The sequence below is a fragment of the Ruegeria sp. HKCCD8929 genome (genome assembly GCF_013031405.1).
GTDB lineage: Bacteria > Pseudomonadota > Alphaproteobacteria > Rhodobacterales > Rhodobacteraceae > Ruegeria.
The window spans coordinates 189,562-214,896 of sequence record NZ_WPZY01000001.1 but is presented as its reverse complement, the minus strand read 5'-3'; the positions used below and the strand labels follow the sequence as shown (position 1 = coordinate 214,896).

Below are 25,335 nucleotides of genomic sequence, written 5' to 3'. Positions count from 1 at the left end.
GGAGGGGGAGTTACAATGCAACATTGGCCCGTTTATGACGAGGAGCAGATCAGCGCCGTGGCTGATGTGCTTCGTTCGGGCAAGGTCAATGCCTGGACTGGTCCGGATGTAAAGGCCTTCGAGGCGGAATACTGCGCCTATACCGGTGCCCGCCATGCCATCGCCATGGCAAACGGCACGGTGACGCTGGACACCGCGATGAAGGCGCTGCAACTGCGCCCGGGGGACGAGGTGATCGTCACGCCCCGCAGCTTCATCGCCTCGGCAAGCTCGGTCATGCTGGCAGGCGGCATCCCGGTTTTTGCCGATGTGGATCCGGACACGCAGAACATCACGCCGGAAACCATCGCGCCGCTGATCGGCCCCCGCACGCGCGGCATCATTCCGGTGCATCTGGCGGGCTGGCCCTGCGACATGGACGGCATCATGGACCTGGCCCGTACCTACGGGCTATGGGTGATCGAGGATTGCGCCCAGGCGCATGGTGCGATGATCGGTGACCGGCATATTGGCACCATCGGCACCTTCGGCTCGTTCTCGTTCTGTCAGGACAAGATCATGACCACCGGTGGCGAAGGGGGGCTGCTGCTGACCAATGACGACGACCTCTGGTCGCGGGCGTGGAGCTACAAGGATCACGGTAAGGATTACGACACCGTGTTCAACCGCGACCACCCGCCCGGATTCCGCTGGCTGCATGACGCGGGTCCGGGCACCAATCTACGTATGTCCGGCCCTGCCGCCGCACTTGGCCGGGTGCAGCTGACCCGCCTGAACGACTGGCGCGCGCACCGGACCACCAGCGCTCACATTCTGGCTGATGCCCTGTCACGCAGCAGCGCCCTGCGCGTGCCGATGCCGCCCGAGGACGTGACCCACGCCTACTACCGGTTCTACGCCTTTGTCCGGCCCGAAGCGCTGGCCCCGGACTGGAGCCGGGATCGCGTTGTCGCCGAGATCATCGCCTCGGGCTTCCCGGCCTTCTCGGGCAGCTGTTCCGAGATCTATCGCGAGGGCACGTTCCGCAAGCGCGGTCTGGGCCCGAAACAGCCGCTGCCGGTGGCGCAGGAACTTGGCGAGACCAGCCTGGCGTTTTTGGTCGATCCCACCTGGTCGCACCACCGGATCGGTCAACTTGCCGAGTGTGTGCTCGATGTCATGGATCGGGCCATGGCGCACAGCCCGCGCAAAAAGGCACACGCCTGATAGGCAAGAACGCAAAAGGCGCCCGGATTGCTCCGGGCGCCTTTTTTTTGCAGAAATGGGCTCAGCCGATGATGACGTTCAGCGTCGCACTCGGGCGCATCACGGCTGCAGTTTTGGCGGGATCGGTGTGATAGTACCCACCCAAATCTGCCGGTTTGCCCTGAGCCGCAGCAAGCTCCGACAGGATCTGCGCCTCACCATCGGCCAGTTCCTTGGCAATCGGAGCAAAATGCGCAGCCAGTTCGGCATCGTCGCCCTGCGCTGCCAGCGCCTCGGCCCAGTAGCGGGCAAACCAGTAGTGGCTGTCGCGGTTGTCCGGCTCACCGACCTTGCGGCTGGGCGATTTGTTGTTGTCCAGAATGCCCTGCGTCGCCACCTCGGCCGCCGCGCCCAGAACACCGGCCTTGGCGTTGCCCTGCGCATCCGCAAGGAAGTTCAGAGATTCTCCCAGCGCGCAGAATTCGCCCATTGAGTCCCAGCGCAGGTGATTTTCCTCAACCAGTTGCTGCACGTGTTTTGGCGCCGAACCACCGGCGCCGGTCTCGAACAGACCGCCACCCTGCATCAGCTTCACGATCGACAGCATCTTGGCGCTGGTGCCCAGTTCCAGGATCGGAAACAAATCTGTTAGATAGTCCCTCAGCACGTTGCCGGTGATGGCAATCGAGTCGTTCCCCGCAGTGATGGTCTCAAGCGACTGACGGGTCGCCTCACGCGGCGCCATGATCTGGAACTTGTCCGCCACCCCGGCGGCCTCCAGCACAGGCTTCACATAGGCGATCAGCTGCGCGTCATGAGCACGGTTTGCGTCCAGCCAGAAAATCGCCTCGGACCCGGTCAGGCGCTGACGGTCCATCGCCAGCTGAATCCAGTTCTCGATCGGCGCCTTTTTGACGGTGCAGGAGCGCCAGATGTCCCCGGCCTCGACCTCATGGCTGTGCAGCGTCTCGCCACTTGCCAACACAACGCGGATGGTACCACCCGCAGGTGCCTGGAATGTGGTTGGGTGCGAGCCATATTCCTCGGCCTTCTGCGCCATCAGACCCACGTTGGCGACGGCTCCTGCGGTCGCAGGGTTCAACGCGCCGTTGGCTTTGAAGAACTTGATGCTTTCGTCATAAACCGGCGCATAGCAGTTGTCCGGGATCACGCAGTTGGTGTCGCCCTTGGCTCCGGTCTCATCCCAGCCCTTGCCGCCAGCACGGATCACGGCGGGCATAGAAGCGTCGATGATCACGTCCGAGGGAACATGCAGGTTGGTGATGCCGCGATCCGAGTCGACCATATACATGGACGGACGATCCGCCTTCACCGCCTCGATGGCAGCCATGATGTCTGCGTTGCCCGCAACACGTTCCAGCAGGTCGCCCATGCCGGAATTCGGGTTCACGCCCAGTTCCTCAAACTCGGCACCGAATTTCTCGAACACCGGCGCCAGCCACGCCTTGACCGCGTAACCAAAGATGATCGGGTCCGAAACCTTCATCATCGTGGCCTTCATGTGCAGCGAGAACATGGTGCCGTCGGCCTTGGTGTCCGCGATGGCATCCGCCAGAAACGCCGACAGTGCCTTGACCGACATATAGGTCGCATCCGCCACGGTGCCCTCGTCCAGCGGCCAGCCATCCTTTAGAACGGTGACGCTGCCATCCTTGGCGACAAACTCGATCTTCGCATCTCCGGCCTGCGCGGCTGTGATGGTGGCCGATTTCTCGTTGGCGTAGAAATCATTGCCCGGCATCGAACTGACCTTGGTCTTGCTGTCCGACGCCCAAGCCCCCATCGAATGCGGGTTTTTCTGAGCGTAGTTCTTGACCGCCCGCGCCGCGCGACGGTCCGAGTTGCCTTCGCGCAGGACCGGATTCACCGCCGAGCCCTTGATGGCGTCATAGCGCGCACGGATCGCCTTTTCCTCGTCGGTCTCGGGCTCTTCTGGATAGTTCGGGATATCGTACCCCTGCCCCTGCAACTCGGTGACCGCCGCCACCAGCTGTGGCACCGAGGCCGAGATGTTCGGCAGCTTGATTACGTTGGCCGCAGGCGTTTTCACCAGTTCACCCAGCGCCGCCAGATCGTCCGACTGTTTCTGCGCGTCGGTCAGCCCTTCGGGGAATGTCGCCAGAATACGGCCCGCCAGCGAGATATCCTTGGTGCCGACGCTCACGCCAGCCGCCGATGCGAACTTGCGAATGATGGGCAGAAAGGACGCCGAGGCCAGCTCGGGCGCTTCGTCTACAATGGTATACAATACGTCGAAGTTCGATTTATCTGCCATATTCCTTTACCTTTTTTAAGCCTTTCAGGGGCGTGCGATCCAGGAGTGGGGCTGCGTCGTGCGCAGCGCGGGGAGGGTCGGCGCCTTCTCCGCCGAGCCCAAGCGACTCTGTTTGACACCGTCCCCTTAAATCACTGCGCGCCGTGTTTCAATCGACCCAAGGCGCGCATTTTGACCCAGTTCGCGCAAAACCGCGCGATTGCCTGCGAATTGGGCAATGCGCAACGGGGTTCAAACCAAACTTTTCACATCTGAGAGGCGGTGTGCGGTCGCTACACCTCTTTCTCGACTGAGATCATCGGCATGGAGTCTCCAAGAAGTTCGATATAGCGCTCCACAATGTTGTCGAGGTGCTGGCGAGAATTTGCTCTTTCTTCCGAGCTAAAGGGAACGCCAGCACAAGCGATAACTTTCAGTAGTATTCTTCGCCCGTGCCGTCCCGTGTCTGCCACGAAACGAGCAAACTCCTTGCGCGCGAGGTCAGGCCTGCCGATCTGAGAATATGCTATCCCGCGATACATATGCTCCACGCTGTCGCCCAGGACAATCTTTACGCTGAGGCTACTCCAATAATGATCGTACCAAATCTTGTCGGAATACGCCTCCCGCCGGGTCCTTCCTGCATATCGTTCAACAAAACTGATGCCTGTGTTCCGGTCACCAAGTCTAAGGTGGATTAATCCCGGCCAGAACAATTCACTGAACGCGCTGGGCTCAAGACGCGACCACTCGATACCGGCATCCAACGCGCTGTTTAGTTCCTGCGTGTAAATCACATGCATGAACGCCAAATAGCGATGAACCCAAGGACGATCGGGCCAGCGAAGGCTGGCGTCTCTGAGAAGTTTCATCACATCGGAGTATTCGGCCATGCCGTATCGAATGTTGATCACCGCCTTTGCCGCATTCGAGGCGTTCGGATCAATTTCCAGAATACGTTCATAGTCCCGCAATGCATTCTGGTGTTCCTCGTGGCGCACATGCAGCTTGGCCCGGTTCCAAAGCACATAGGTGCTGTCCGGCTTGATCGTCAAAGCCCGGTCAAAATCTTCCGTAGCGGCGGCGAGGTTTCCACTGGAGGCATTTATATATGCCCGCCAGACCCAATTGCGCACATTCTCCGGCTGCAACTGCAGCGCCTGGTCAACATCCGCAATCGCATCTTCATAATGCCTGTTGCACTGATGTGCCCAAGCCCGCTCTCTGAGAAACAAGCCCTTATCCGCAGGCGACAAGCCTTCGACTTCGAGCAGCGAGGTGCAGGCGTTCACAACATCCTTGGGCGTGGCCGAGTTGCTTTGGCATGTCGCCGCCAGATCGGCGTATCGGTTTGATGATCGCAACGCATCTGTGGAGGCAAGAAAAACGGCGGCGATGGCAATGAACAAAGCAATAAGGCGTATTCGCATTCAGGGTCTTTCTGTTGTGAAGTACTCCCCTTCAGGTAGTAACGATTGTGGTAGATAACAAGTGAAAGACCTGTCAGGCCGCCGGAAACTGGATGTCAAACCGTGCGCCTTGCTGTGAAGGCATCAACACGATCCGCGCCCCATGTGCGCCCAAAAGATTGGTGGCGATGGTGAGGCCCATGCCGGTGCCACCCTCCTCGCGCGCCGTGGTGAAAAAGGGCGCGAAGATGCGGTCCCGATTGCCCTCGGAAATCCCAGGCCCGTCATCCTGAACCACCAGCCTGCCCGGCTCGGCGGTCAGCTTTACCCGCGTGGCACCGTGTCGCTGAGAATTGTTCAGCAAATGCCGCAGCACGATGCTCAATCCAGATTCCGCCAAGGATATCAATTCCCTGCCGCCCTCAATCTGCAGATCCAGCCCAGGAAAATCGTCGCGCAATGCATCAGCAAGATCGTCCAGCCGCACCTGCCCGTGATGCTCGGGCGCACGCGCTGCCGTCACTCGATGCAACGCCTGCAAGTGGGCTTGCATCTGATCCACGGCTCCCAGCATCTGCCTAACCAGCGCAGCGTCCTGCGCCCCCAGCCCGGGCGCGTCCTGCAACAGTTCGCCCGCCGCCCTGATCGACGTCACCGGCGTTTTTAACTCATGCGTCACGTGATCGGCAAAACTGCGGATCGAGGCTTCGCGCCGCTGCAACGTGCCGGTCATGTCCAGCACCGCTGCGCCAAGCCTGGACAACTCTTGCGTGCCGAAGTGGCTGGGCGGCCTGCCCGTCTCGCCGCGCTGCACCGCCGCCGCATAATCGGCAAGCGCCGTGATCGGGCGCAGAAGCAACCGGACCAACAGATATCCCAGAAACGCCGTTGCCAGCCCGATCAACACCGCCAGCAGCAATGCGGCCCTGCGGAACCCGATTTCGGGACCCAGATAGCGCAGGGCCACCAACCCCAGCAACGACAAGGCCAGCGTCCCCGCCAGCCCTCCGCCCAGCACGAACCCCAGCGAGGGCCGCCATTTCCGCCTCAGCCGGGCCATGCACCCATCCTGAGTCCGATCCCATGCACCGTCTCGATCGCACTGGCCCAGCCCTGCTCGCCCAACTTGCGGCGTAGGTTGCGCAAGTGGCTGTCGAGGGTCCGGTCCGAGACCTGGGATCCAACGCCATAAATCGCCTCGATCAGTTGAGGGCGCGACACGATCATCTCAGGCGTCTGCATCAGCCGCCGCAGGATCGACATCTCGGTCGCCGTCAGCGCCAGCGCCGCGCCATCGACCCGCACCATATGACCGGCGCTGTCCACCTCCAACGGTCCATGCCGCAGCACGGATTGACCGTTGGGCTGGCGCGCCCGCTTCAGGATGGCCTTGATCCGCGCGACCAGCTCGCGCGGACTGAAGGGTTTGGTGACATAATCGTCCGCCCCCAGTTCCAGCCCCAGAATGCGGTCGATCTCATCATCCCGGGCCGTCAGGAACAGGATCGGCACATCTGACCGGACCCGCAGCTTGCGGCACACCTCCAGCCCGTCCAGCTCGGGCAGCCCCACGTCCAGCACCACCAGCGCCGGGGCCTCACGCGCCGCATGGGTCAGCGCCATCTGCCCGTCCCGCGCGGTGACGACCTGAAACCCTGCCCGCTCAAGCGTGATTGAGACCAGCTCTCGCAGGCGTGGGTCGTCATCCACGACGAGGATCTTCATGCGGGCTCTCCGGTTCCGTTGCGACGGCCAGACTACGGATCACCCGATCCGCGCGAAACCCCCATTCGCGCCAGTTGCCGATCCTTGGCGGCTGGGCTTCGCAACCTGCAATATGCGGCGCGGCCGCAAGTTCCGCCGCAGCCATCGGGCCTAACAGACAGACATAGTACGCATCATACCGCTCGGTTTGCCGCAGGTTTTCCCGCGCGATGAGGGCCGCAAAGTTCACGAAACAGCAGGCGTAGAGAACACCCACCCCCAAGACGGTGCAGCGCAGCAACAGCCAGCGGTTCGGCCTCTCGCACAGGATCTGCCAGGCTGTCAGGCACAGTCCCACGGCCACGATCCCCATCCAGATCCCCGCATGCACCCGCAGATAGGTGAACCCATAGGCCTCGACATAAAGCGACAGCCGCAGAAGCGACGAGATGACCAGCGCCACGTTCTGCCCCAGCCACAGCAGGACCAGCGGCCTCAAGCCGCGCCGTTCGTGCAGAAACGGGCGCGCGGCCAGCGCAAAAGCCCCGGCAAGCAGCGCGGTTGCCACCAGCGGATAGGCGCCGCGATGAGCGTATTGCGCATAGCTCATCCCATCGGGTAGGGCCGCCCCGCCCCACAGATAGACCGCATCCATCATCGTTTGCACCGCCATCAGCAGGTTGAACAGGATCAGCGCATTCGCCACCGACGCGGCATTGATCCCAAGCCCCGGCATCCGACGCGGACGATGGGGACCGGCCTTGGGCGCCAGCAGCCGAGTCTCGACCGCAACCGCCAGAACGGGCCAGATCAACAGGGCCGCGCCAAGCCAGAACAGCACCCGCTCAACCCGAATACCTGCATCGAAAAACCGCTCCAGCCCGTCGCTCAGTACCGGGTTGGCCGAAATCAGCAAGCCGCCCAAAATCAGCCCGCCGCCCATCGGAAAGGCCCAACTTTGCCAAACCTGCGCGCCCGCCCCGCCCGCGCGCAGCGTATTTCGAGCCTCTCGCGCCATCTGCCGGGCCTGCCACAAACCGAGCACCGGAAAGAGTCCAAGAAACCGCCAGACTGCGCAGCTCAGGTCCTCGCCACGACCCAGCACTGCCCAGCACAGCGCCACCACCGAGCCACCCAGCAGGAACGCAACCGAAAGCGCCTGTACGTATTCAACCACGGGCAGGGCACTCAGCCCCAGCAGCACCACGGGCCCTACCATGCCCCGCACCCGGCCCAGCTGCACCCACACAACCGCCCCGACAGCCAGAGCAAACACCGCCAGCGACACGCCCGGCAGGTAATCGAGAAACAACACATCCGCCAAAGCCACCAGCAGCGCCAATCCGCCGCCAGCGCTCCATGGTCCCTTTGCTATCCCGCCATCTTCCCGCTCAGGCCGATCACCCGGCGAGTCCAGCCACCAACTGTCCTGCACCACCGAGGCAGGTACGCCCCGAACAACAAACTGTCCCATATTCTGCTCCATTCTTGCCGCCGCCAACCTGCCCGCCCTGCGTGCAGACCACCGCGCAACACATGTGCAGAAGATGTGCAGATACGGATTTTCTCAGATCCTCTTTCCCTCACCTTCGCCGCTGTCTACAAAGACCCTCCAACAGCCTCGGAGGACCTCCCTTGGACCGCATCGCCCGCACCATCGCCACGGAAATCAGCGCCCGCCCCGAGCAGGTCGGCGCTGCGGTCAAATTGCTGGACGAGGGGGCAACCGTGCCCTTTGTCGCCCGCTACCGCAAAGAGATGACGGGCGGGCTGGACGACACGCAACTGCGCACGTTGTCCGACCGGCTGACATACCTGCGCGAGCTTGAGGCACGGCGCGACACGATCCTGAACTCGATCAAGGACCAGGGCAAACTGACCGACGGCCTGATCAAATCCATCGCGCAGGCCGAGACCAAGGCGCAGCTCGAAGACATCTACCTGCCCTACAAGCCCAAGCGCCGCACCAAGGCGATGATCGCGCGCGAAAACGGGCTGGAGCCGCTGGCCGATGCCATCCTCGCCGAGCGCATGGCTGATCCCGAGGCACTGGCGCAGGGTTATGTGACCGAAGCGGTGCCCACGACCAAGGACGCGCTGAATGGCGCGCGGGACATCATCACCGAACGGCTGACCGAGAATGCAACCCTTCTGGGCGAGTTGCGGAGCTTCATGCAGCGCGAGGCCTATCTGACCTCGAAAGTGATCGAAGGACAGGAGCAGGCGGGCGCAAAGTTCAGTGACTACTTCGATCACTCCGAGCTTTGGGCCAACGTCCCTTCGCACCGTGCGTTGGCGATGCTGCGCGCCTCGAAAGAAGGTATCGTGACGCTCGACATCGCGCCCGAGCCCGAAACCGGCGCAGCGCGGGCCGAGGCCATCGTCGCGTCCCATCTGGAAACCCGGGGCGATGGGCCGGGCGATAAGTGGCTGCGCAAGGTGGCGGGCTGGACCTGGCGGGTGAAACTGTCGCTGTCGATGATGGTCGAGCTGATGGCCGATCTGCGCACCCGCGCGCAGGAAGAAGCCATTCAGGTCTTTGCCCGAAACCTCAAGGACCTGCTCTTTGCCGCCCCGGCGGGTCCGCGCCCGACACTGGGCCTCGACCCGGGTATCCGCACCGGTGTGAAGGCCGCCGTGGTCGACGCCACCGGCAAACTGGTCGCAACCGACACCCTCTACCCGTTTCAGCCCAAGAACGATCTGCGCGGGGCGCAGGCCACGATCTTCAAGCTGATCGCCGAACACAATGTCGAACTTATTGCCATCGGCAATGGCACCGCCAGCCGCGAAACCGAGCGGTTGGTGGCCGACACGCTGAAACTGTTGCCCAAAACGGTGAAGGCGCCCACCAAGGTTGTGGTGTCCGAAGCTGGCGCCTCGGTCTATTCCGCCTCGGAACTCGCCGCCCGCGAATTTCCCGATCTGGATGTTTCCCTGCGTGGCGCGGTGTCGATCGCCCGACGCCTGCAGGACCCGCTTGCAGAGCTGGTCAAGATCGAGCCCAAATCCATCGGCGTCGGCCAGTACCAGCACGACGTGGACCAGCATCGCTTGTCGCAATCGCTGGAGGCGGTGATTGAGGGTGTGGTGAACGCCGTCGGCGTGGACCTGAACATGGCCTCGGCCCCGCTTTTGGCCCATGTCTCGGGTCTCGGACCGGGCCTCGCCGAAGCCATTGTCACGCATCGCGACCTGAACGGCGCGTTTTCCTCAAGGCAGGATCTGCTCAAGGTCGCCCGCCTCGGCCCCCGCGCCTTTGAGCAATGCGCAGGCTTCCTGCGTATCCGTGACGGCGCCGAGCCGCTGGATGCGTCCTCGGTCCACCCCGAGGCCTATGGTGTTGCCCGTCGTATCGTGCAGGCCTGCGGCCGCGATATCCGGCAGATCATGGGCGACACTGGCGCCCTCAAAGGGTTGAAAGCGGAGCAGTTCGTCAATGACCAGTTCGGCCTGCCCACCGTGCGGGACATCCTGTCGGAGCTGGAAAAACCCGGCCGCGACCCGCGCCCCAGCTTTGTGACCGCCTCCTTCACGGACGGGGTCGAAGAGATCACCGATCTCAAACCCGGCATGGTGCTGGAGGGCACGGTGACCAACGTCGCCGCCTTTGGCGCCTTCGTCGATATCGGCGTGCATCAGGACGGTCTGGTCCATGTCAGCCAGTTGGCCGATCGCTTCGTCAAGGACCCGCATGAGGTGGTCAAGACCGGTCAGGTGGTCAAGGTCCGCGTCACCGAGGTGGACGTACCCCGCAAACGCATCGGGCTGAGTATGCGCAAGGATGGCGGTGCCTCGGCCCGAGAGGATCGCAACGCGCGTGGCCCGGGCGGCGGCAAGCAGCGTGGCAAAGGCCCAACGAAGGCTGCCCCGAAGGGCGGCGGCGCGCAAACCGGTGCTTTGGGCGCCGCCCTGCAGGACGCTTTCCGCAAAAGATAAAGCGTAGAATACCCCCCCTCAGGTCAACCGGTCGCGCTGATGCGTAGGCTTGATCCCAAATGCCGCCTTATAGACGCGCGAAAAATGGCCCGGGCTCTCGAACCCGCAGGCAAAGGCCACATCGGTGACCGAAGATTCCGTCTGGACCAGCAGGTTTCTTGCTCGGTCCAGTCGCATCTCCATGAAGTATTTCTTGGGCGACGTGTTCAGATACTTGCCGAACAGCCGTTCCAGCTGGCGGGTCGAAATGCCGACCCGTTCGGCGATAACAGTGGGTGACACCGGGTCGCCGATCTGATCCTGCATAAGCTGGATCGCCCGCGCCAAATGCGTGTTGCGCATCCCATTGCGCGACTGCAGCGACACTTTCTGCTCGGCCGTCGCATTGCGCACCGCGCTATAGACCATCTGATCCGCCACAGCGACGGACAGGTCATAGCCGTGGTCGCGTTCGATGAGGTGCAGCATCAGATCCGCCGTGGCCGTTCCGCCGGACGCGGTGACGTGCTTTTCGTCCGCCACGAACACGCTGCGGACCAGATTCACCTCGGGAAACGCCTCCATGAAACTGTCGTGGTATTCCCAGTGAATCGCCGCCTGCATTCCGTCGAGGAACCCGGCCTCGGCCAGCACCCAAGCCCCGGAACAGAGCGCCCCGATCCGCGTGCCCCGGGCTTTTTCCCGGCGCAGCGCGGATAGCAGAGGTTTGGTGACATGGTTGCGCATATGGATGCCCGACAGGACGAACAACCGGTCGCATCTGGGCACGTTGTCGAACCCGTGATGGACAAGCGTTACCGAGCCGTTTGAACAAACCGCCCTTTCGCCCTGCTCCGACACGAAGGACCAGCGATAAAGCTCTTGCTCGCTGACCAGATTGGCGATGCGCAGGGGTTCGACCGCACAGGAAAAGGCCAGGTGCGAGAACTCCTCGACCAGCACAAAGGCGAAATGTTGGGTCATGAGCCCCGCTCCCTCCTGCCTGAACGCAGTTCGCATCAGGCTGCCCCGCATATGACGGACGATAATGCCGGGATTATTCCGCAGCGACGCGGGCATCGTCCAGCCAGCACTCGCAGAAGTTTCGACACTCTTCGATCCTCACCAGAATCCAGCATGTACTCTAGCTAAGTTCTTATTGTGTACAATATGTATTTTATCTATCGTGCATCTGAAATGGCATCCATAGCGCGATTCGTCATTCCGCAACCAAACCAAACTCAAAAGGGCATTCGATGAAGGACGAAGCGAAACGCCGGAAGGACGAGCTGCGCGAGCACCTCAAGGTGTCGATCCTCACCATGCGCCTGCGACCCGGCGACGATCTGGACGAAGCGCAGCTCTCGGATGCCTTCGGCCTGTCCCGCACGCCGCTACGCGAGGTGTTCCGGCAACTGGCGGGCGAAGGGTATCTGGATCTACGCCAGAACCGCAGCGCGCGGGTGTCCGAGATGTCCCACACCACACTGCGCGATTTCTTCCTGGCCGCCCCGATGATCTATGGCGCGATCCTGCGGCTGGCCGCGCTGAACGCCACGCCCGAACAGATCGAGGCCCTGAAGGCTTCGCAGGAGGCCTTCCGGCAGGCCCTGCGCCGCGGCTCGGGCGAGGATCGCGCTCTGGCCAACAACCGGTTTCACGAGATCACCGGCGAGATGGCGGGCAATGTCTATCTGCTGCCATCGTTCAACCGCCTGCTGATCGACCATGCACGTATCTCGATGACCTTCTACCGGCCCGCCGATGCCCGCATGGTCGAAAGCGTGTCACAGGCCTGCGCCCAGCACGACGCGATCATTGCAGCGATCGAAACCGGCGACGATGCCGCCGCCGCGCAACTGGCCGAGGATCACTGGAACCTGTCGCGCGACCGGATCGAGATGTTCGTCATGCCCGAGGCGCTGGACGTGCCGATGGGCGCCCTGCCCCGCTCCACTGCATGAGGACCCGATGACCCCCATTTTCAGGTTCGAGGGGATCTACACCCCCGTCGTGACGCCCTATCACGACGATGGCCGCGTCAACTGGGACGCGCTGGCCGACGTGATCGACTTTCTTGTGGACAAGGGCGTGCACGGGCTGATCTCCGGCGGCTCGACCGGCGAGAACTATGCCCAGACAGTCGCGGAACGGCTGGAACTGGCGCGATTCACGCGTGACTGGTCGGCGGGCAAGCTACCGCTGGTGGTCGGAACCGGGGCAATGCTGACCGAGGCCTCCATTGCGCTGGCCACCGGTGCCCGCGAGATGGCGGCCGACGCGATCCTGCTGGCGAGCCCACCCTACTCGGTGCCGACCGACCGTGAGAATGCGTTGAACGCGCTGGCCATCGACAAGGCCGCTGACCTGCCAGTAATGCTCTACAACTACCCACACCGCACCGGCACGATGATGGGCCCGGATTTCCTGGACCGCGTGGGTCGCAGCCGCAATTTCTGCGGCATCAAGGAAAGCTCGGGCGATATCAACCGGGTGCACCTGCTGGCCCGCGACTATCCGCATATCCAGCTTGGCTGCGGCATGGACGATCAGGCGCTGGAGTTCTTCGCCTGGGGCGCGCCGTTCTGGGTCTGCGGCGGCTCGAACTTTCTGCCCGAGGAACATGTAGCGCTCTACAACGCTTGTGTGGTCGAGGGGAATTTCGCCAAAGGCCGCCGGATCATGTCGGCGATGATGCCGCTGATGCGGGTGCTGGAGCAGGGCGGCAAGTTCATCCAGACCATCAAGCATGGCGTCACCATGAACGGGCTCGACGCCGGGCCGGTTCGGTCCCCGCTCAAAGGGCTGAACAAGGATGACAAGCGCGCGCTGGAACAGGTGACAAGCATTCTGAAGCGTGCAATTGCCGATATCGTGGCGGAGGGCTGAGACATGGATCTGCTGACACAGGACGAATACCAATCCATCGCCGCAGGCCTGACCCTACCCACCGGCGCCTTCATCGACGGCAGCTTTCGGCCCGCCGCGTCGGGCAACACGTTCGAGACGGTGAACCCGGCCACCGGCGAGAAACTGGCTGACATCGCCGCCTGCGGCGCCGAAGACGTGGATTTCGCCGTGCTCAAGGCGCGTGAGGCGTTTGACGATGGCCGCTGGTCGAAAATGCACCCCTCGGACCGCAAGGATGTGTTGATCCGCCTCGCCAAGCTGATGACCCGCAACGCGCGGGAACTGGCGGTGCTGGAAAGCCTCGACAGCGGCAAGACCATCTATGACTGCGAAACCGTGGACGTACCCGAGACCATTCACTGCCTGAAATGGCACGCCGAGGCCATCGACAAAATCTACGATCAGGTCTCGCCCGCCTCGGACGATCACATCGCCATGGTGGTGCGTGAACCCATCGGCGTTGTGGGCCTGGTGCTGCCGTGGAACTTCCCTCTTCTGATGCTGGCCTGGAAGATCGGCCCGGCGCTGGCCGCAGGTTGTTCGGTCGTGGTGAAACCGGCGGCGGAGACCACACTGACCGCGCTGCGTGTCGCGGAATTGGCCATGGAGGCCGGCCTGCCGCGCGGCGTCCTGAACGTGGTGCCCGGAGGTGGCGCCGAGGTGGGTGAGCCCATCGGGCGGCACATGGATATCGACATGGTGTCCTTCACTGGCTCGACCGTGACCGGCAAACGCTTTCTGACCTATTCGGCGGAAAGCAACGCCAAGGAGGTCGTGTTGGAGATGGGCGGCAAGAACCCGGCCATCGTGATGGACGACGCCGAAAACCTCGACCGGGTGGCGCAGCATGTTGTCAACGGTGCGTTCTGGAACATGGGCGAGAACTGCTCGGCCAGCTCACGTTTGATCGTGCACAAGGACGTCAAACCCGAGCTGTTGGACCGTATCGCCCATCACGCCAAGCAGTGGAACACGGGCGATCCCTTGAACCCGGAAACCCGCATGGGTGCGCTGGTCAGCGAGGGCCATTTCAACAAGGTCTGCGGTTATCTGGCGCAAGCGGACAACATCGTTCTGGGCGGCAAGGCCGAGAAGGGCTTTGTTGAGGCCACAGTCGTCGAGGTCCCCGGCAACGACGCCACATTGGCGCGCGAAGAGATCTTTGGCCCGGTCCTCAGCGTGATCGAAGTGTCGGGCTTCGACGAAGCCATCCAAATCGCCAACGACACCGAGTACGGCCTCTGCGCGTCGATCTTCACCGCCAACGCCAAGCGCGCCATTCGTGGCGCCCGTATGCTGCGGGCGGGAACCGTGACGGTGAACAGCTTTGGCGAGGGCGATATCTCGACCCCCTTCGGCGGGTACAAGCAATCCGGCTTCGGCGGGCGCGACAATGGCGTGCATGCGCATGACCAATATACCCAGCTCAAGACGATCTGGATCGATCTGGCTGACGACGCTGACGAGGCCGTTGCTTGAACCGCTACACCGCGAAACGGCTGCCCCGGCAGACCGGAGCGGCGGGCTGGAACGCCATCCTGCCGCCGCAGACGGCCCTGCCGGTTCTCGAGCAGGACCAATCCGCCGACGTTACCATCGTCGGCGGCGGTTTTGCGGGCCTCTCGGCGGCGCGCCGACTGCACCAGATCGACCCCACGCTGAAGGTGGCCCTGCTGGAAGCCGGGCGCTTTGCCGAAAGCTCCGCTGGCCGCAATTCGGGCTTCATGATCGACCTGCCGCATGATCTGTCCTCCGACAATTACGCCGGTCAGGGGCTGGACGCCGACAAGGCCGCCATTGCGCTCAACCGCAGGGCAATCACCTTTGCCCATGAGGTCGCCGCCGACTGCGCCCTGCCGCAGGAGATGTTCGACCCCAGCGGCAAGATCAACGCCGCCGCAACCCGGTCGGGCGACCGGCACAACCGGGATTATGCCGAGCATCTCGAGCGGTTGGGCGAGCCCTCAACAATGCTCGACCAGCAGCAGATGCAGGAGTTGACCGGCACTCCGCATTACACGTCGGGCCTGTTCACTCCGAGTACGGTAATGCTGCAACCGGCGGGCTATATCCGAGCTTTATCTGCGCATCTCGCGGGGCAGATCAACGTTTATGAGAACAGCCCGGCCACGGGGTTCGACAGAAAGAGCGGCGGCTGGGTCGTGGCAACACCCAAAGGCAAAGTCTCTACCGGCAGGATCATCCTCGCCAATAACGGTCATCTGGAGAGCTTCGGCTTCTACCAGCGCCGGCTGATGCATATCTGCCTCTACGCCTCGATGACGGAACCGCTGACCGAGGCGCAGATCAAAACGCTGGGCGGTGAACCCCGCTGGTCGGTCACCCCGGCCGATCCGATGGGCACTTCGGTTCGCCGCATCTCGGGCAGCTATGGCGACCGGATCCTGATCCGCACCTGCGCCAGCTTTCATTCCACCATCGAAACCACCCGTATGCGGCTACGCAATGCGGGCTGGGTGCATGACCGCAAGTTTCGCGAGCGGTTTCCGCAGCTGCTGGATGTCCGCATGGAACACCGCTGGGCTGGAATGCTCTGCCTCAGCCGCAACGGCTCCGCCGCCTTTGGCGAGCTGGATCAGGGCGTGTTTTCCGCCTGCTGCCAGAACGGGCTGGGCACAGCGCGCGGCACGCTGCAAGGCATGGGCGTGGCGGAATTGATGTTGCAGGGCGGTTCTGATATCGCCAGCCACTTCCTGGCACAGCCCAAACCCACGCGCCTGCCACCCGAACCCTTCGCGTCACTGGGGGCCAATACCTATCTGATGTGGAAAGAATGGCGGTCCGGCAAGGAGTGACCCGCGTCGCTCCCCAAGAAAAAGGCCCGCCAGGTTGGGCGGGCCAGTTGGGGGAGTGTCTCAGTAGCTTTGGTTCAGCTCATCGGCGGCAGGGATTTCCCTCTCTCGTCGGGCGATGTAGTCCCTCAGCGCCTCGTCCGTTGCCACATCCAGTTTGGGTTCCTGGTATTCGGCCAACAGCTTGCGCGCGTGCTTCAGCGCGCGTTCGGTGACCTCGACCTCGCCCTCGGCGGCCCATTGTTCGATCGAGTTGTTGTCGAACAGCTCGGGCATGAAGAACGCGTCCTGAAAGTTCTCCTGCGTATGGGGATGGCCCAGATAATGCCCGCCCGGGCCCACATCCGGCACCGCCGCGACGGCCTGATCGAAATCGTCCCATTTCGGGCCCTCGGCCATGCGATATGCCATGGCGCACTGTTCGGCATCGACCACGAACTTGGCGACCGAACAATGCATTCCAGCCTCGTTCCAGCCCGCCGAATGCCAGATGTAATTCGCCCCTGCGTGCAGGACAGCCGACAGCGTCGTGGCGCTTTCATATCCGGCTTGGGCGTCAAAGGTCTTGGCCCCGCCCAGCGTGTTCGAGGTGCGCCAGGGCACCCCGTAATGTCGCGCCATCTGACCGATCATGAAATTCATCAGGCTGATCTCGGGCGTGCCCGCCATCGGCGCGCCGGACTTCATCGACACGGTGGACAGGTAGTGCCCATAGATTGCCGGAGCGCCTTTGCGGATCACCTGAGTATAGGCCAACGCGCTGAGTGCCTCGGCATTCAGCTGCGCCACGGTGGCCGGAACGCTGGCGGGGGTGTTGGCCCCGCCCAGCACGAAGGGAGAGCACAGCACCGGTTGATTGCGGCGGCAGAAGGCGCGCATGGCGCCCAGCATGGTCTCGTCCCACACAAGAGGCGAGTTGCCGTTGCAGTTGCCGGTGACAACCGGATGTGTGTCGATGAAATCCTCTCCGAACAGGATCGCGCACATGTCCATCACATCCTCGGCATTCTTGGGCGAGGTGGTCATGCCCATGAAGGTCTTGTCCGAGTATTTCATCGACGAATAGGTGATCCGCAGGTGCCGCTGGCTGATCGGGTGATCGTAGGGTTCCACGATGTGATGGGCCGAGGAATGCAGCGCGGGCATCATGTGGCTGAGCTTGTGGAACATCGCCAGATCGTCCAGCGTCGGGTTGCGCCGCACGTCGTCCAGATCACGCAGGAACGGCGCGCCGGTCATCGGCACGAAGATCGAATGCCGCCCACCCAGACGCACATTCTTTTGCGGGTCGCGGGCGTGATAGGTGAAATCCGACGGGATGGTGGCGATCAACTCGCGGATCAGGCCACGGTCCAGATAGACCAGTTCCCCTTCCACCTTCGCCCCAATCCTTTTCCAGTCCTCAAGCGCAATCGGGTCGCGAAACTGGACACCAACATTTTCCAGGATATCCATCGAGGCATTGTCGATCCGCTCGACCTGGCTACCATCCATCACCTCGCAAAGGGGGATATTGCGGGCCAGCCCAGGCAGCATGTCGAATTTCAGCGCGGTGCGCAGGGCTCGCCGCGACGCACGACCACCTGCGCGGGCGCGGACTGCTGTGGCTTGTTGGGGCATGTCGGCGATCTCCTTCTTGCGGCCACTGTTCCAGCCACAAGGAAAGATCGCTTGCAGGATTCCGATATCGGATTGCAGAAAGCGACATGGCCCGAAACCGGGCCTTGATGCCAACAGAAAACCGGCACAAGTGCGCCGGTTTCCGATTACTTACCCGCCAAAATCGTCGAGCATGATGTCTTCGCGGTCCACGCCCAGATCCAGCAGCATGTTGATGACCGACTGGTTCATGATCGGCGGCCCGCACATGTAGAATTCACAATCCTCAGGCGCGGGGTGGTTCTTGAGGTATTCCTCGAACAGAACGTTGTGAATGAACCCGGTGTAGCCATCCCAATCGTCGTCCGGCTGTGGGTCGCTCAGTGCCACGTGCCATTCGAAATTCGGGTTTTCGGCGGCCAGCGTGTCGAAATCCTCGACAAAGAACATCTCTTTCTTCGAACGCGCACCATACCAGAACGAAATCTTGCGTTTGGAGCCCAGCCGCTTGAGCTGGTCGAAGATGTGGCTGCGCATCGGTGCCATGCCGGCGCCACCGCCGATGAACACCATCTCCTTCTCCGTGTCTCGGGCGAAGAACTCGCCAAACGGACCCGAGATCGTGACCTTGTCGCCCGGTTTCAGGTAGAAGATGTAGGACGACATCTGACCCGGCGGGATGCCTTCCGACCCCGGCGGCGGTGAGGCCACGCGGACGTTCAGCATGATCATGCCGCGCTCTTCGGGGTAGTTCGCCATCGAATAGGCGCGTTCGATCGGTTCGGCCACTACGGACTTGTATTGCCACAGATTGAACTTGTCCCAATCCTCGCGATACTCCTCCTGAACGTCGAAATCGGTATAGGACAGCTGGTGCGCGGGCGCTTCGATCTGGATGTAACCGCCGGCGCGGAAGTTCACGTCCTCGCCCTCGGGCAGGTCCAGCGTCAGCGCTTTGATAAAGGTCGCCACATTGTCGTTCGACCGGACGGTGCATTCCCATTTCTTGACGCCGAATACCTCTTCGGGAACCTCGATATCCATGTCCTGCTTGACCGCAACCTGACAGGACAGGCGGTCACCGCAGGAGGCTTCACGCTTGGTGATATGACTTTCCTCGGTCGGCAGGATCGAACCGCCGCCCGAATGCACACGCACGCGGCATTGCGCGCAGGTCCCACCGCCGCCGCAGGCCGACGGCACGAACAGTTTCTCGGCGGCCAGCGTCTGCAGCAGCTTGCCCCCCGCAGGGACCGAGATGGTCTTCTCACCGTTGATGGTGATGTTGACGTTGCCGGTCGAGACCAACCGCGAGCGGGCCATCATGATGATGGCCACCAGCGCCAGAACGATCAGGGTAAAGAGGGCGACCCCAAGACTGAAAGTTTCCATTCCCGCCCCCTTACAGTTTGACGCCCGAGAAGGACATGAAGGCCATCGCCATCAGCCCCGCGGTGATGAAGGTGATACCAAGGCCCTGCAGCCCGTCCGGAATGTCCGAATATTTCAGCTTTTCGCGCACGCCCGCCATCGCGGTGATGGCCAGCGCCCAGCCAAAGCCGGAGGACAAACCATAGGTCGCCGCCTCGGCAAAGTTATAGTCGCGTTCCACCATGAAGAGCGACCCGCCAAGAATGGCGCAGTTCACAGTGATCAGTGGCAGGAAGATCCCCAGCGCGTTGTAGAGCGGCGGGAAGTACTTGTCGAGGATCATCTCCAGGATCTGCACCATCGCCGCGATCACACCGATATAGGAAATCAGTCCGAGAAAGGTCAGATCCACATCCGGGAACCCGGCCCAGGCCAGCGCGCCCGGTTTCAGCAGGTAGGTCAGCAACAGGTTGTTCGTCGGCACGGTGATCGCCTGCACGACCATCACCGAAATCCCCAGGCCCAGCGCGGTCGAGATCTTTTTCGACACCGCGATGAAGGTACACATGCCGAGGAAGAAGCTGAGCGCCAGGTTTTCGACAAAGATGGCCTTGACGGCCAGCGAGATGAGCCCTTCCATCAGTGCGCCTCCACCGACTGGATCTTGTATTCACGTTCTTCGATCTGGTCCGGCTTCCACGTGCGGAAGGCCCAGATGATCAGACCGATGATAAAGAACGCCGAAGGCGGCAGCAGCAGCATGCCGTTGGGCACATACCAGCCACCGTTGTTCACGGTCTCCAGAATGGTGACACCGAACAGCGACCCGGCGCCGAACAATTCGCGAATGAAACCCACCAACAGCAGGATCAGGCCATAACCCATCCCGTTGCCGACACCGTCAATGAAGGACGCCATAGGCGGGTTTTTCATTGCAAAGGCCTCGGCGCGGCCCATCACGATGCAGTTGGTAATGATCAGGCCCACGAAGACCGACAGGGTTTTCGAGATCTGGAAGGCGTATGCCTTCAGGATCTGGTCCACCAGGATCACCAGCGAGGCGATGATCACCATCTGTACAATGATCCGGATCGAGCCGGGGATCTGGTTGCGCAGGATCGAGATGAACATCGACGCAAAGCCAGTTACGAAGGTCACCGCCAGCGCCATGACGAACGCCACCTGCAACGACGAGGTCACCGCCGGCGCCGAACAGATGCCCAGCACCTGCAGCGTGATCGGGTTGTTGTCGACAAGTGGATCGACCAACAGCTCTTTCTTGGTCTGGGACATCAGATCTCTCCCGCTTGCAGTTTCGCCAGGAACGGGGCGTATCCCTGATCGCCCATCCAGAATTTCACCAGGTTGTCGACACCAACCGTGGTCAGCGTCGCTCCGGCCAGCCCGTCGATATGGTGATCGGCACCGGCGGCGGGCTGCGACCTGGCGACGGTGATCTGCAGATTACCCGCATCGTCATGCAGCCGCTTGCCCTGCCACAGGGTCTTCCAGCGCGGGTTGTCCACCTCGGCGCCAAGGCCCGGGGTTTCGCCATGCTGATAGAATTGCAGGCCGTAGATATCGTTGCCATTGGCCTCAAGCGCGATGAAGCCATAGAGCGTGGACCACAGCCCGTAGCCGTGGATCGGCAGGATCACCTTGTCCAGCCCGCCCGCGTCGTCGCGCAGCAGATAGATCACGCGATACTTCGCCTTGCGGCCAATACCCGCAGGATCGTCGGCAAGGGCGACGCTCAACTCAGGATCGCTGGCCGCGGCCAGATCGTCAAAGGTTGCTGCATCGAACTGATCCGTGAACGCGCCGCTTTCCAGTTCCAGCACCTGCGGCTCGAACGCGGCAAAGGCCTCGCCCACGTTGATGCCGGGCTCGTAGACTCCCGCCACCTGTAGGATGTTCACCTGCTTGTCCTTGAGCTTGTTGGCCTCCTGCACCGGGCGCAGGCTGACCGCCGCTGCCGAAACGATCATCGAGGCCACAAGACATACCGCAACTGCGACGATGATCGTCTTGCCAACCGAGTCCGGCGAGGCTGCCAGGAACCGGGCGATAAGGCCCTTGTTCTGCGTGTCAGACATGGCGACGCGCCCTCCGTTTGATATTGGCCTGCACGACGAAATGGTCGATCAGCGGGGCAAAGACGTTCCCGAACAGGATTGCCAGCATCATGCCTTCGGGGAAAGCTGGGTTCACGACCCGGATCAACACAACCATGACACCGATCAGCGCGCCATAGATATAGCGCCCCATGTTGGTGTGGCTGGCCGACACCGGCTCGGTCACCATGAAGGCCAGACCAAAGGCATAACCGCCCAGCACGATGTGCCAATACCACGGCAAGGCGAACATCGGGTTGGTGTCCGACCCGATCAGATTCAACAGCCACGTAAACACGATCGTGCCCGCCAGACAGCCCACGATCAGGCGATAATTCGCGATCTTGGTGACCAGCAGAAAGGCCAGCCCGATGATGCAGGCCAGCGTCGAGGTCTCGCCGAAGCTGCCCTGAATGGTGCCGTAGAACGCGCTCCACCAGGTGATGCCATCGGCGGCCAGCGCCTGATAGCCATCCGCTGCCGACACCGCCAGCGCCGTCGCGCCCGAGAACCCGTCGACCGGGGTCCAGATGGCATCGCCCGACATGTCGGCGGGATAGGCGAAATACAGAAAGGCCCGACCCACAAGCGCCGGGTTGAGGAAGTTCTTGCCGGTGCCGCCAAAGACTTCCTTGCCAATCACGACGCCGAAGATGATCCCCAAGGCCACCTGCCACAGCGGCGCAGTGGCCGGCATGATCAGGGCATAGAGCATTGACGTGACAAGGAAACCTTCGTTTACCTCGTGCCCGCGCACGGTGGCAAAGATAACCTCGAAGATACCCCCGGCCACCAGTGTGACGATGTAGATCGGCAGGAAATAGAGCAATCCGTGCATCACGTTGCCAAAGATGCTCGCCGAGTCCAGCGAGATGCCAAACATCTGCAACAGGGCGATCCGCCAGCCCGTGGCCGACTCCGGGCCCAATGCGGCAATCGCCGAATTGGCCTGATAACCGGTATTCCACATGCCCCACAAGATGCAGGGGATCGTCGCGATGACCACATAGGTCATGATCCGCTTCATATCCACGTAGGACCGGGCATGCGGCGCCACGGTGGTGACGGTTTTCGGCGTGTAGATAAAGCTCTCGACCATCTCGTAGACGGGAAAGAGTTTCTCGTACCGGCCACCCTTGGTGAAGTGCGGCTCGATCCGGTCAAAGAAGCTGCGCAAACCCATCCGGCTCAGCCCTCCTTTTCAATCTTGGTCAGGCAGTCGCGGAGCGCGAGCCCGTATTCGTATTTGGCCGGACAGGCAAAGCCGACAAGGCCCAGATCCTCTTCGTCCAGCTCTAGCGCACCCAGCGCCTGCGCGGTGTCGGTGTCCATCACCAGCAGCGCGCGCAAAAGCTGAGTCGGCAGGTAGTCCTGCGGCATCAGCTCTTCGAACGTGCCGGTCGGCACCATGGCACGGCGGCCACCGTTGAGATTGCTGGTCAGCGCATAGAGCTTCTTGGCGAACGCCGAGCCCAGCACCGGCTGCACCGCGTATTTTGACGGCATCGGGCGAATCCAGCCCATCGGGATCTGCCCACTATCCTCGCGGATGATGGTGATCTGGCGGGCAAAACGGCTCAGATAGCCAAACGGCCCATCCGCATGGCGTCCCGACAAGATCGAACCCGAGATCACCCGCACCGGACCGTCCGCGTCGATCTCGTCCCGGGTCAAATCCTCGGTCGAGGCGCCCATGACGGTGCGGATCAGGCGCGGCTGGCGCGCGGCTGGCCCCGACAGAGCCACGACGATATTGGGGTCCAGATGGCCGGTCAGCACCAGACGCCCGATGACGATCACGTCCTGATAGCCGATGGTCCAGACCTGCGTTTCCGCCGTGGGAGGCTGCAAGAAATGGATATGGGTGCCCGCCAGACCGGCCGGATGCGGGCCCGCAAAGGCCGCCGCCTCGACCCCGGGCAGATCGCCGCCAGGCAGGCTGTCACCCTCTTTGTGGCAGAGATAGGTCTTGCCCTCGGTCAGCTTCGAGAGTGCGCCCAGACCGGCAGTAAAAGCCAGTTCTTCTTCGCCGATAATCAGCGCCGCATCCCCGGCCAGCGGCTCGCTGTCCATCGCGGTCACATAGATCGCCAGCGGCGCCTCGCCGGGCACCGGCATCTTGGAATAGGGCCGCGTGCGCAACGCGGTCCACAGGCCTGCGGCACACAGTTTCGTGGTCATGCCCTCGGCGGTTTCGGCGTCGCCCACGCCCGAGAAATCCACGCCGGTATCGTTGAAATCACCAACCTCGATCACCACGCTCTGCAGCACCCGCCGCGCGCCCCGGTTGATCGCGACCACCTTGCCGCTCATCGGGGCGACCATCATCGCGTCCGGCGCGTCCTTGTGACAGAAAAGCGGCGTGCCGCGCTGTACCTCATCGCCTTCCTGCACCAGCATGCGCGGTTTCAGACCGAGATAGTCGGCGCCCAGCACCGCAACCGTCCCAAACTCGGGCCCCGGGTGGATTTTCTGTTCAGGCGCGCCTGCAACCGGCAGGTCCAGCCCCTTTTTCAGTTTGAAAGTCTGCATGTCGCTACGTTTTCGAGCCCCATTTCCGTGGCGGTGCGTTCCTACTGGATGCTTTTACAAAGCAAATACCCGGAAGCTCTGGCCAACGCCCCGGCAAATCCGCCAGAAATCGGCGGGAATCCGCAAGGGCCACTCCGGTTAGACGACCGTTTACGCGGCGACACGGATAAAGGCAAACCTGTTACCGCTCAAACAGACGGCCAAAGGTCACTTTTGGACGAGGTGTCGCAATTTCGCGCAATAATCCTGCCCGGGGCCGAAAACCTGTCGCCCCTACCGCGACGCCCGTATATGCAACGGTCATGAGCAAGACGGACGCGTTCGAGATTTTTCTGGTGGCCACGCCCGGCCTTGAGGTGCCGTTATGCGCCGAGGCCGCGGAAAAGGGCTTTGTCGGCGCCCGCAAGGTGCCCGGCGGTGTCACCTGCCGGGGCGGCTGGTCCGAAGTGTGGCGCGCCAATCTGGAGTTGCGCGGCGCCAACAAGGTTCTGGTGCGTATCGGCTCTTTCCCGGCGGTGCATCTGGCCCAGCTCGACAAGCGCGCCCGCAAGTTTCCATGGGCCGACTTCCTGCGCCCCGATGTTTCGGTGAAGGTCGAGGCCACCTGCCGCAAGTCCCGCATCTACCACGCAGGTGCCGCCCGTCAGCGGATTGAGACCGCGATTACCGAAACACTCGGCGCACAGATTTCGTCGGAATCCAGTCTGCGGGTAATGCTGCGGATCGAAAAGGACCTCTGCACCTTTTCGCTCGACACCTCGGGCGAGCCACTACACAAACGCGGCCACAAAGAAGCGGTTGCCAAAGCCCCCATGCGCGAAACCATGGCGGCGATGTTCCTTCGCGAATGCGGGTTTGCCGGGTCCGAGCCGGTGCTGGACCCGATGTGCGGCTCGGGCACTTTTGTCATCGAGGCCGCCGAGATCGCGCTTGGCCTCAACCCCGGCCGGTCCCGCAGCTTTGCCTTTGAACAGCTCGCCTCATTCGATGCCGCCGCGTGGAACGCGATGCGCAGCGCCGACACCCGGCGCGACACCGACATCACGTTCCACGGCTCAGACCGCAACACCGGCGCGATCGAGGCCAGCCGCACCAACGCGACCCGCGCCGGAGTGGACGGGCTCACCCGGTTTCAGCACCGCGTCGTCAGCGATCTCAAGGCCCCCGATGGCCCGCCCGGTCTGGTCATCGTGAACCCGCCTTACGGCGCCCGGATCGGAGACGAAAAGCGCCTGCGTTCACTCTACGGCGCACTCGGTAAAACGCTTGCCCAGAATTTCCGGGGCTGGCGCGTTGGGATCGTGACGACGACCCCCGGTTTGGCCCGCGCAACACGTCTGCCGCTGCTGCCACCCGGCCCGGTGGTGGATCACGGCGGCACCAAGATCCGTTTGTTCCGAACCGATCCGCTTGCCTGAAAACCCGCTATAAACCCGCGCATTTGCGACGGCCTTCCCCGGTCCGCCGCTCAAGCGACGCCACCGTCTCATCGTTACAAAGACCGT

The 25,335-nt window shown here is 62.4% G+C and carries 20 protein-coding genes; 7 read left to right on the top strand and 13 right to left on the bottom strand.

Translation table 11 applies throughout. The annotated features are described in order from the left end of the window. Window positions 1-15: 15 nt before the first annotated feature. Window positions 16-1,206 (top strand): DegT/DnrJ/EryC1/StrS aminotransferase family protein, encoded by a 1,191-nt coding sequence (locus GOX53_RS01045; protein WP_171173129.1) that lies wholly within the window; start codon window positions 16-18, stop codon window positions 1,204-1,206. Window positions 1,207-1,267: 61 nt separating this feature from the next. Here the strand turns inward: GOX53_RS01045 and GOX53_RS01040 are convergent, their stop codons facing one another. The 5 genes from GOX53_RS01040 to GOX53_RS01020 form a co-directional block, all read right to left on the bottom strand. Further along, complete coding sequence (locus GOX53_RS01040; protein ID WP_171173128.1) at window positions 1,268-3,481, bottom strand: NADP-dependent isocitrate dehydrogenase; 2,214 nt, start codon at window positions 3,479-3,481, stop codon at window positions 1,268-1,270. 272 nt (window positions 3,482-3,753) lie between these two features. After that, on the bottom strand, window positions 3,754-4,890 hold the full coding sequence (locus tag GOX53_RS01035; RefSeq protein ID WP_171173127.1) for a tetratricopeptide repeat protein: 1,137 nt from the start codon (window positions 4,888-4,890) through the stop codon (window positions 3,754-3,756). A 73-nt stretch (window positions 4,891-4,963) separates the two neighbouring features. Then, the gene (locus GOX53_RS01030; RefSeq protein WP_171173126.1) at window positions 4,964-5,929 is read right to left on the bottom strand and encodes a HAMP domain-containing sensor histidine kinase; all 966 of its coding nucleotides are present in this window, start codon (window positions 5,927-5,929) and stop codon (window positions 4,964-4,966) included. Then, window positions 5,917-6,594 (bottom strand): response regulator transcription factor, encoded by a 678-nt coding sequence (locus tag GOX53_RS01025; protein ID WP_171173125.1) that lies wholly within the window; start codon window positions 6,592-6,594, stop codon window positions 5,917-5,919. The genes GOX53_RS01030 and GOX53_RS01025 overlap by 13 nt, the downstream gene beginning before the upstream one ends. After that, complete coding sequence (locus GOX53_RS01020) at window positions 6,572-8,047, bottom strand: DUF4173 domain-containing protein (RefSeq protein WP_171173124.1); 1,476 nt, start codon at window positions 8,045-8,047, stop codon at window positions 6,572-6,574. Before GOX53_RS01020 ends, GOX53_RS01025 begins: the two co-directional genes overlap by 23 nt. A 161-nt stretch (window positions 8,048-8,208) precedes the next feature. Here GOX53_RS01020 and GOX53_RS01015 point away from each other — a divergent pair, with 161 nt between their 5' ends. Further along, on the top strand, window positions 8,209-10,512 hold the full coding sequence (locus GOX53_RS01015) for a Tex family protein (protein WP_254446412.1): 2,304 nt from the start codon (window positions 8,209-8,211) through the stop codon (window positions 10,510-10,512). 18 nt (window positions 10,513-10,530) lie between these two features. Here GOX53_RS01015 and GOX53_RS01010 read toward each other — a convergent pair whose 3' ends face one another. Further along, window positions 10,531-11,475, bottom strand: a complete 945-nt coding sequence (locus tag GOX53_RS01010) for a GlxA family transcriptional regulator (RefSeq protein WP_171173122.1) — start codon at window positions 11,473-11,475, stop codon at window positions 10,531-10,533. 272 nt (window positions 11,476-11,747) lie between these two features. Here GOX53_RS01010 and GOX53_RS01005 point away from each other — a divergent pair, with 272 nt between their 5' ends. The 4 genes from GOX53_RS01005 to GOX53_RS00990 are packed head-to-tail and all read left to right on the top strand — an operon-like array spanning window position 11,748 to window position 16,217. Continuing rightward, window positions 11,748-12,455, top strand: a complete 708-nt coding sequence (locus GOX53_RS01005; RefSeq protein ID WP_171173121.1) for a GntR family transcriptional regulator — start codon at window positions 11,748-11,750, stop codon at window positions 12,453-12,455. Between the two features lie 7 nt (window positions 12,456-12,462). After that, window positions 12,463-13,380 carry a dihydrodipicolinate synthase family protein gene (locus GOX53_RS01000; RefSeq protein WP_171173120.1) on the top strand — a complete coding sequence of 306 codons (918 nt, stop codon included), beginning with the start codon at window positions 12,463-12,465 and terminating at the stop codon, window positions 13,378-13,380. Window positions 13,381-13,383: 3 nt separating this feature from the next. Next, window positions 13,384-14,880 carry an aldehyde dehydrogenase gene (locus tag GOX53_RS00995; protein WP_171173119.1) on the top strand — a complete coding sequence of 499 codons (1,497 nt, stop codon included), beginning with the start codon at window positions 13,384-13,386 and terminating at the stop codon, window positions 14,878-14,880. Beyond that, a complete protein-coding gene (locus tag GOX53_RS00990) occupies window positions 14,877-16,217 on the top strand; it encodes an FAD-binding oxidoreductase (protein WP_171173118.1) in 1,341 nt (446 codons plus the stop codon). Before GOX53_RS00995 ends, GOX53_RS00990 begins: the two co-directional genes overlap by 4 nt. Window positions 16,218-16,277: 60 nt before the next feature. On the opposite strand, the gene GOX53_RS00985 is transcribed toward GOX53_RS00990, so the two are convergent. The 7 genes from GOX53_RS00985 to GOX53_RS00955 form a co-directional block, all read right to left on the bottom strand. After that, window positions 16,278-17,834: a trimethylamine methyltransferase family protein gene (locus tag GOX53_RS00985; protein ID WP_171173117.1), complete on the bottom strand. Its 1,557-nt coding sequence runs from the start codon at window positions 17,832-17,834 to the stop codon at window positions 16,278-16,280. Window positions 17,835-17,984: 150 nt separating this feature from the next. Continuing rightward, window positions 17,985-19,205, bottom strand: coding sequence for an NADH:ubiquinone reductase (Na(+)-transporting) subunit F (nqrF, locus tag GOX53_RS00980; RefSeq protein ID WP_171173116.1), 1,221 nt, complete (start codon window positions 19,203-19,205; stop codon window positions 17,985-17,987). Window positions 19,206-19,215: 10 nt separating this feature from the next. Continuing rightward, entirely contained in the window at window positions 19,216-19,824 is a 609-nt protein-coding gene (gene nqrE, locus GOX53_RS00975; protein ID WP_171173115.1) for an NADH:ubiquinone reductase (Na(+)-transporting) subunit E, read from the bottom strand. Next, window positions 19,824-20,477, bottom strand: coding sequence for an NADH:ubiquinone reductase (Na(+)-transporting) subunit D (locus GOX53_RS00970; protein WP_171173114.1), 654 nt, complete (start codon window positions 20,475-20,477; stop codon window positions 19,824-19,826). Before GOX53_RS00970 ends, nqrE begins: the two co-directional genes overlap by 1 nt. Then, window positions 20,477-21,280, bottom strand: a complete 804-nt coding sequence (locus GOX53_RS00965; protein WP_171173113.1) for a Na(+)-translocating NADH-quinone reductase subunit C — start codon at window positions 21,278-21,280, stop codon at window positions 20,477-20,479. Before GOX53_RS00965 ends, GOX53_RS00970 begins: the two co-directional genes overlap by 1 nt. Further along, window positions 21,273-22,481 (bottom strand): NADH:ubiquinone reductase (Na(+)-transporting) subunit B, encoded by a 1,209-nt coding sequence (locus tag GOX53_RS00960; protein WP_171173112.1) that lies wholly within the window; start codon window positions 22,479-22,481, stop codon window positions 21,273-21,275. The genes GOX53_RS00965 and GOX53_RS00960 overlap by 8 nt, the downstream gene beginning before the upstream one ends. A gap of 5 nt (window positions 22,482-22,486) precedes the next feature. Next, complete coding sequence (locus GOX53_RS00955) at window positions 22,487-23,830, bottom strand: Na(+)-translocating NADH-quinone reductase subunit A (protein WP_171173111.1); 1,344 nt, start codon at window positions 23,828-23,830, stop codon at window positions 22,487-22,489. Between the two features lie 302 nt (window positions 23,831-24,132). Between GOX53_RS00955 and GOX53_RS00950 the strand changes: the two genes are divergently transcribed. Beyond that, window positions 24,133-25,248 (top strand): class I SAM-dependent RNA methyltransferase, encoded by a 1,116-nt coding sequence (locus GOX53_RS00950; protein WP_171173110.1) that lies wholly within the window; start codon window positions 24,133-24,135, stop codon window positions 25,246-25,248. The last annotated feature ends 87 nt before the right edge of the window (window positions 25,249-25,335 follow it).

What these genes read in the sequence shown, in the direction of transcription:
- GOX53_RS01045 (WP_171173129.1), top strand. Translation starts at nt 16, where the DNA reads ATGCAACATTGGCCCGTTTATGACGAGGAGCAGATCAGCGCCGTGGCT.
- GOX53_RS01040 (WP_171173128.1), bottom strand. Translation starts at nt 3,481, where the DNA reads ATGGCAGATAAATCGAACTTCGACGTATTGTATACCATTGTAGACGAA.
- GOX53_RS01035 (WP_171173127.1), bottom strand. Translation starts at nt 4,890, where the DNA reads ATGCGAATACGCCTTATTGCTTTGTTCATTGCCATCGCCGCCGTTTTT.
- GOX53_RS01030 (WP_171173126.1), bottom strand. Translation starts at nt 5,929, where the DNA reads ATGGCCCGGCTGAGGCGGAAATGGCGGCCCTCGCTGGGGTTCGTGCTG.
- GOX53_RS01025 (WP_171173125.1), bottom strand. Translation starts at nt 6,594, where the DNA reads ATGAAGATCCTCGTCGTGGATGACGACCCACGCCTGCGAGAGCTGGTC.
- GOX53_RS01020 (WP_171173124.1), bottom strand. Translation starts at nt 8,047, where the DNA reads ATGGGACAGTTTGTTGTTCGGGGCGTACCTGCCTCGGTGGTGCAGGAC.
- GOX53_RS01010 (WP_171173122.1), bottom strand. Translation starts at nt 11,475, where the DNA reads ATGACCCAACATTTCGCCTTTGTGCTGGTCGAGGAGTTCTCGCACCTG.
- GOX53_RS01005 (WP_171173121.1), top strand. Translation starts at nt 11,748, where the DNA reads ATGAAGGACGAAGCGAAACGCCGGAAGGACGAGCTGCGCGAGCACCTC.
- GOX53_RS01000 (WP_171173120.1), top strand. Translation starts at nt 12,463, where the DNA reads ATGACCCCCATTTTCAGGTTCGAGGGGATCTACACCCCCGTCGTGACG.
- GOX53_RS00995 (WP_171173119.1), top strand. Translation starts at nt 13,384, where the DNA reads ATGGATCTGCTGACACAGGACGAATACCAATCCATCGCCGCAGGCCTG.
- GOX53_RS00985 (WP_171173117.1), bottom strand. Translation starts at nt 17,834, where the DNA reads ATGCCCCAACAAGCCACAGCAGTCCGCGCCCGCGCAGGTGGTCGTGCG.
- nqrF (WP_171173116.1), bottom strand. Translation starts at nt 19,205, where the DNA reads ATGGAAACTTTCAGTCTTGGGGTCGCCCTCTTTACCCTGATCGTTCTG.
- nqrE (WP_171173115.1), bottom strand. Translation starts at nt 19,824, where the DNA reads ATGGAAGGGCTCATCTCGCTGGCCGTCAAGGCCATCTTTGTCGAAAAC.
- GOX53_RS00970 (WP_171173114.1), bottom strand. Translation starts at nt 20,477, where the DNA reads ATGTCCCAGACCAAGAAAGAGCTGTTGGTCGATCCACTTGTCGACAAC.
- GOX53_RS00965 (WP_171173113.1), bottom strand. Translation starts at nt 21,280, where the DNA reads ATGTCTGACACGCAGAACAAGGGCCTTATCGCCCGGTTCCTGGCAGCC.
- GOX53_RS00960 (WP_171173112.1), bottom strand. Translation starts at nt 22,481, where the DNA reads ATGGGTTTGCGCAGCTTCTTTGACCGGATCGAGCCGCACTTCACCAAG.
- GOX53_RS00955 (WP_171173111.1), bottom strand. Translation starts at nt 23,830, where the DNA reads ATGCAGACTTTCAAACTGAAAAAGGGGCTGGACCTGCCGGTTGCAGGC.
- GOX53_RS00950 (WP_171173110.1), top strand. Translation starts at nt 24,133, where the DNA reads ATGAGCAAGACGGACGCGTTCGAGATTTTTCTGGTGGCCACGCCCGGC.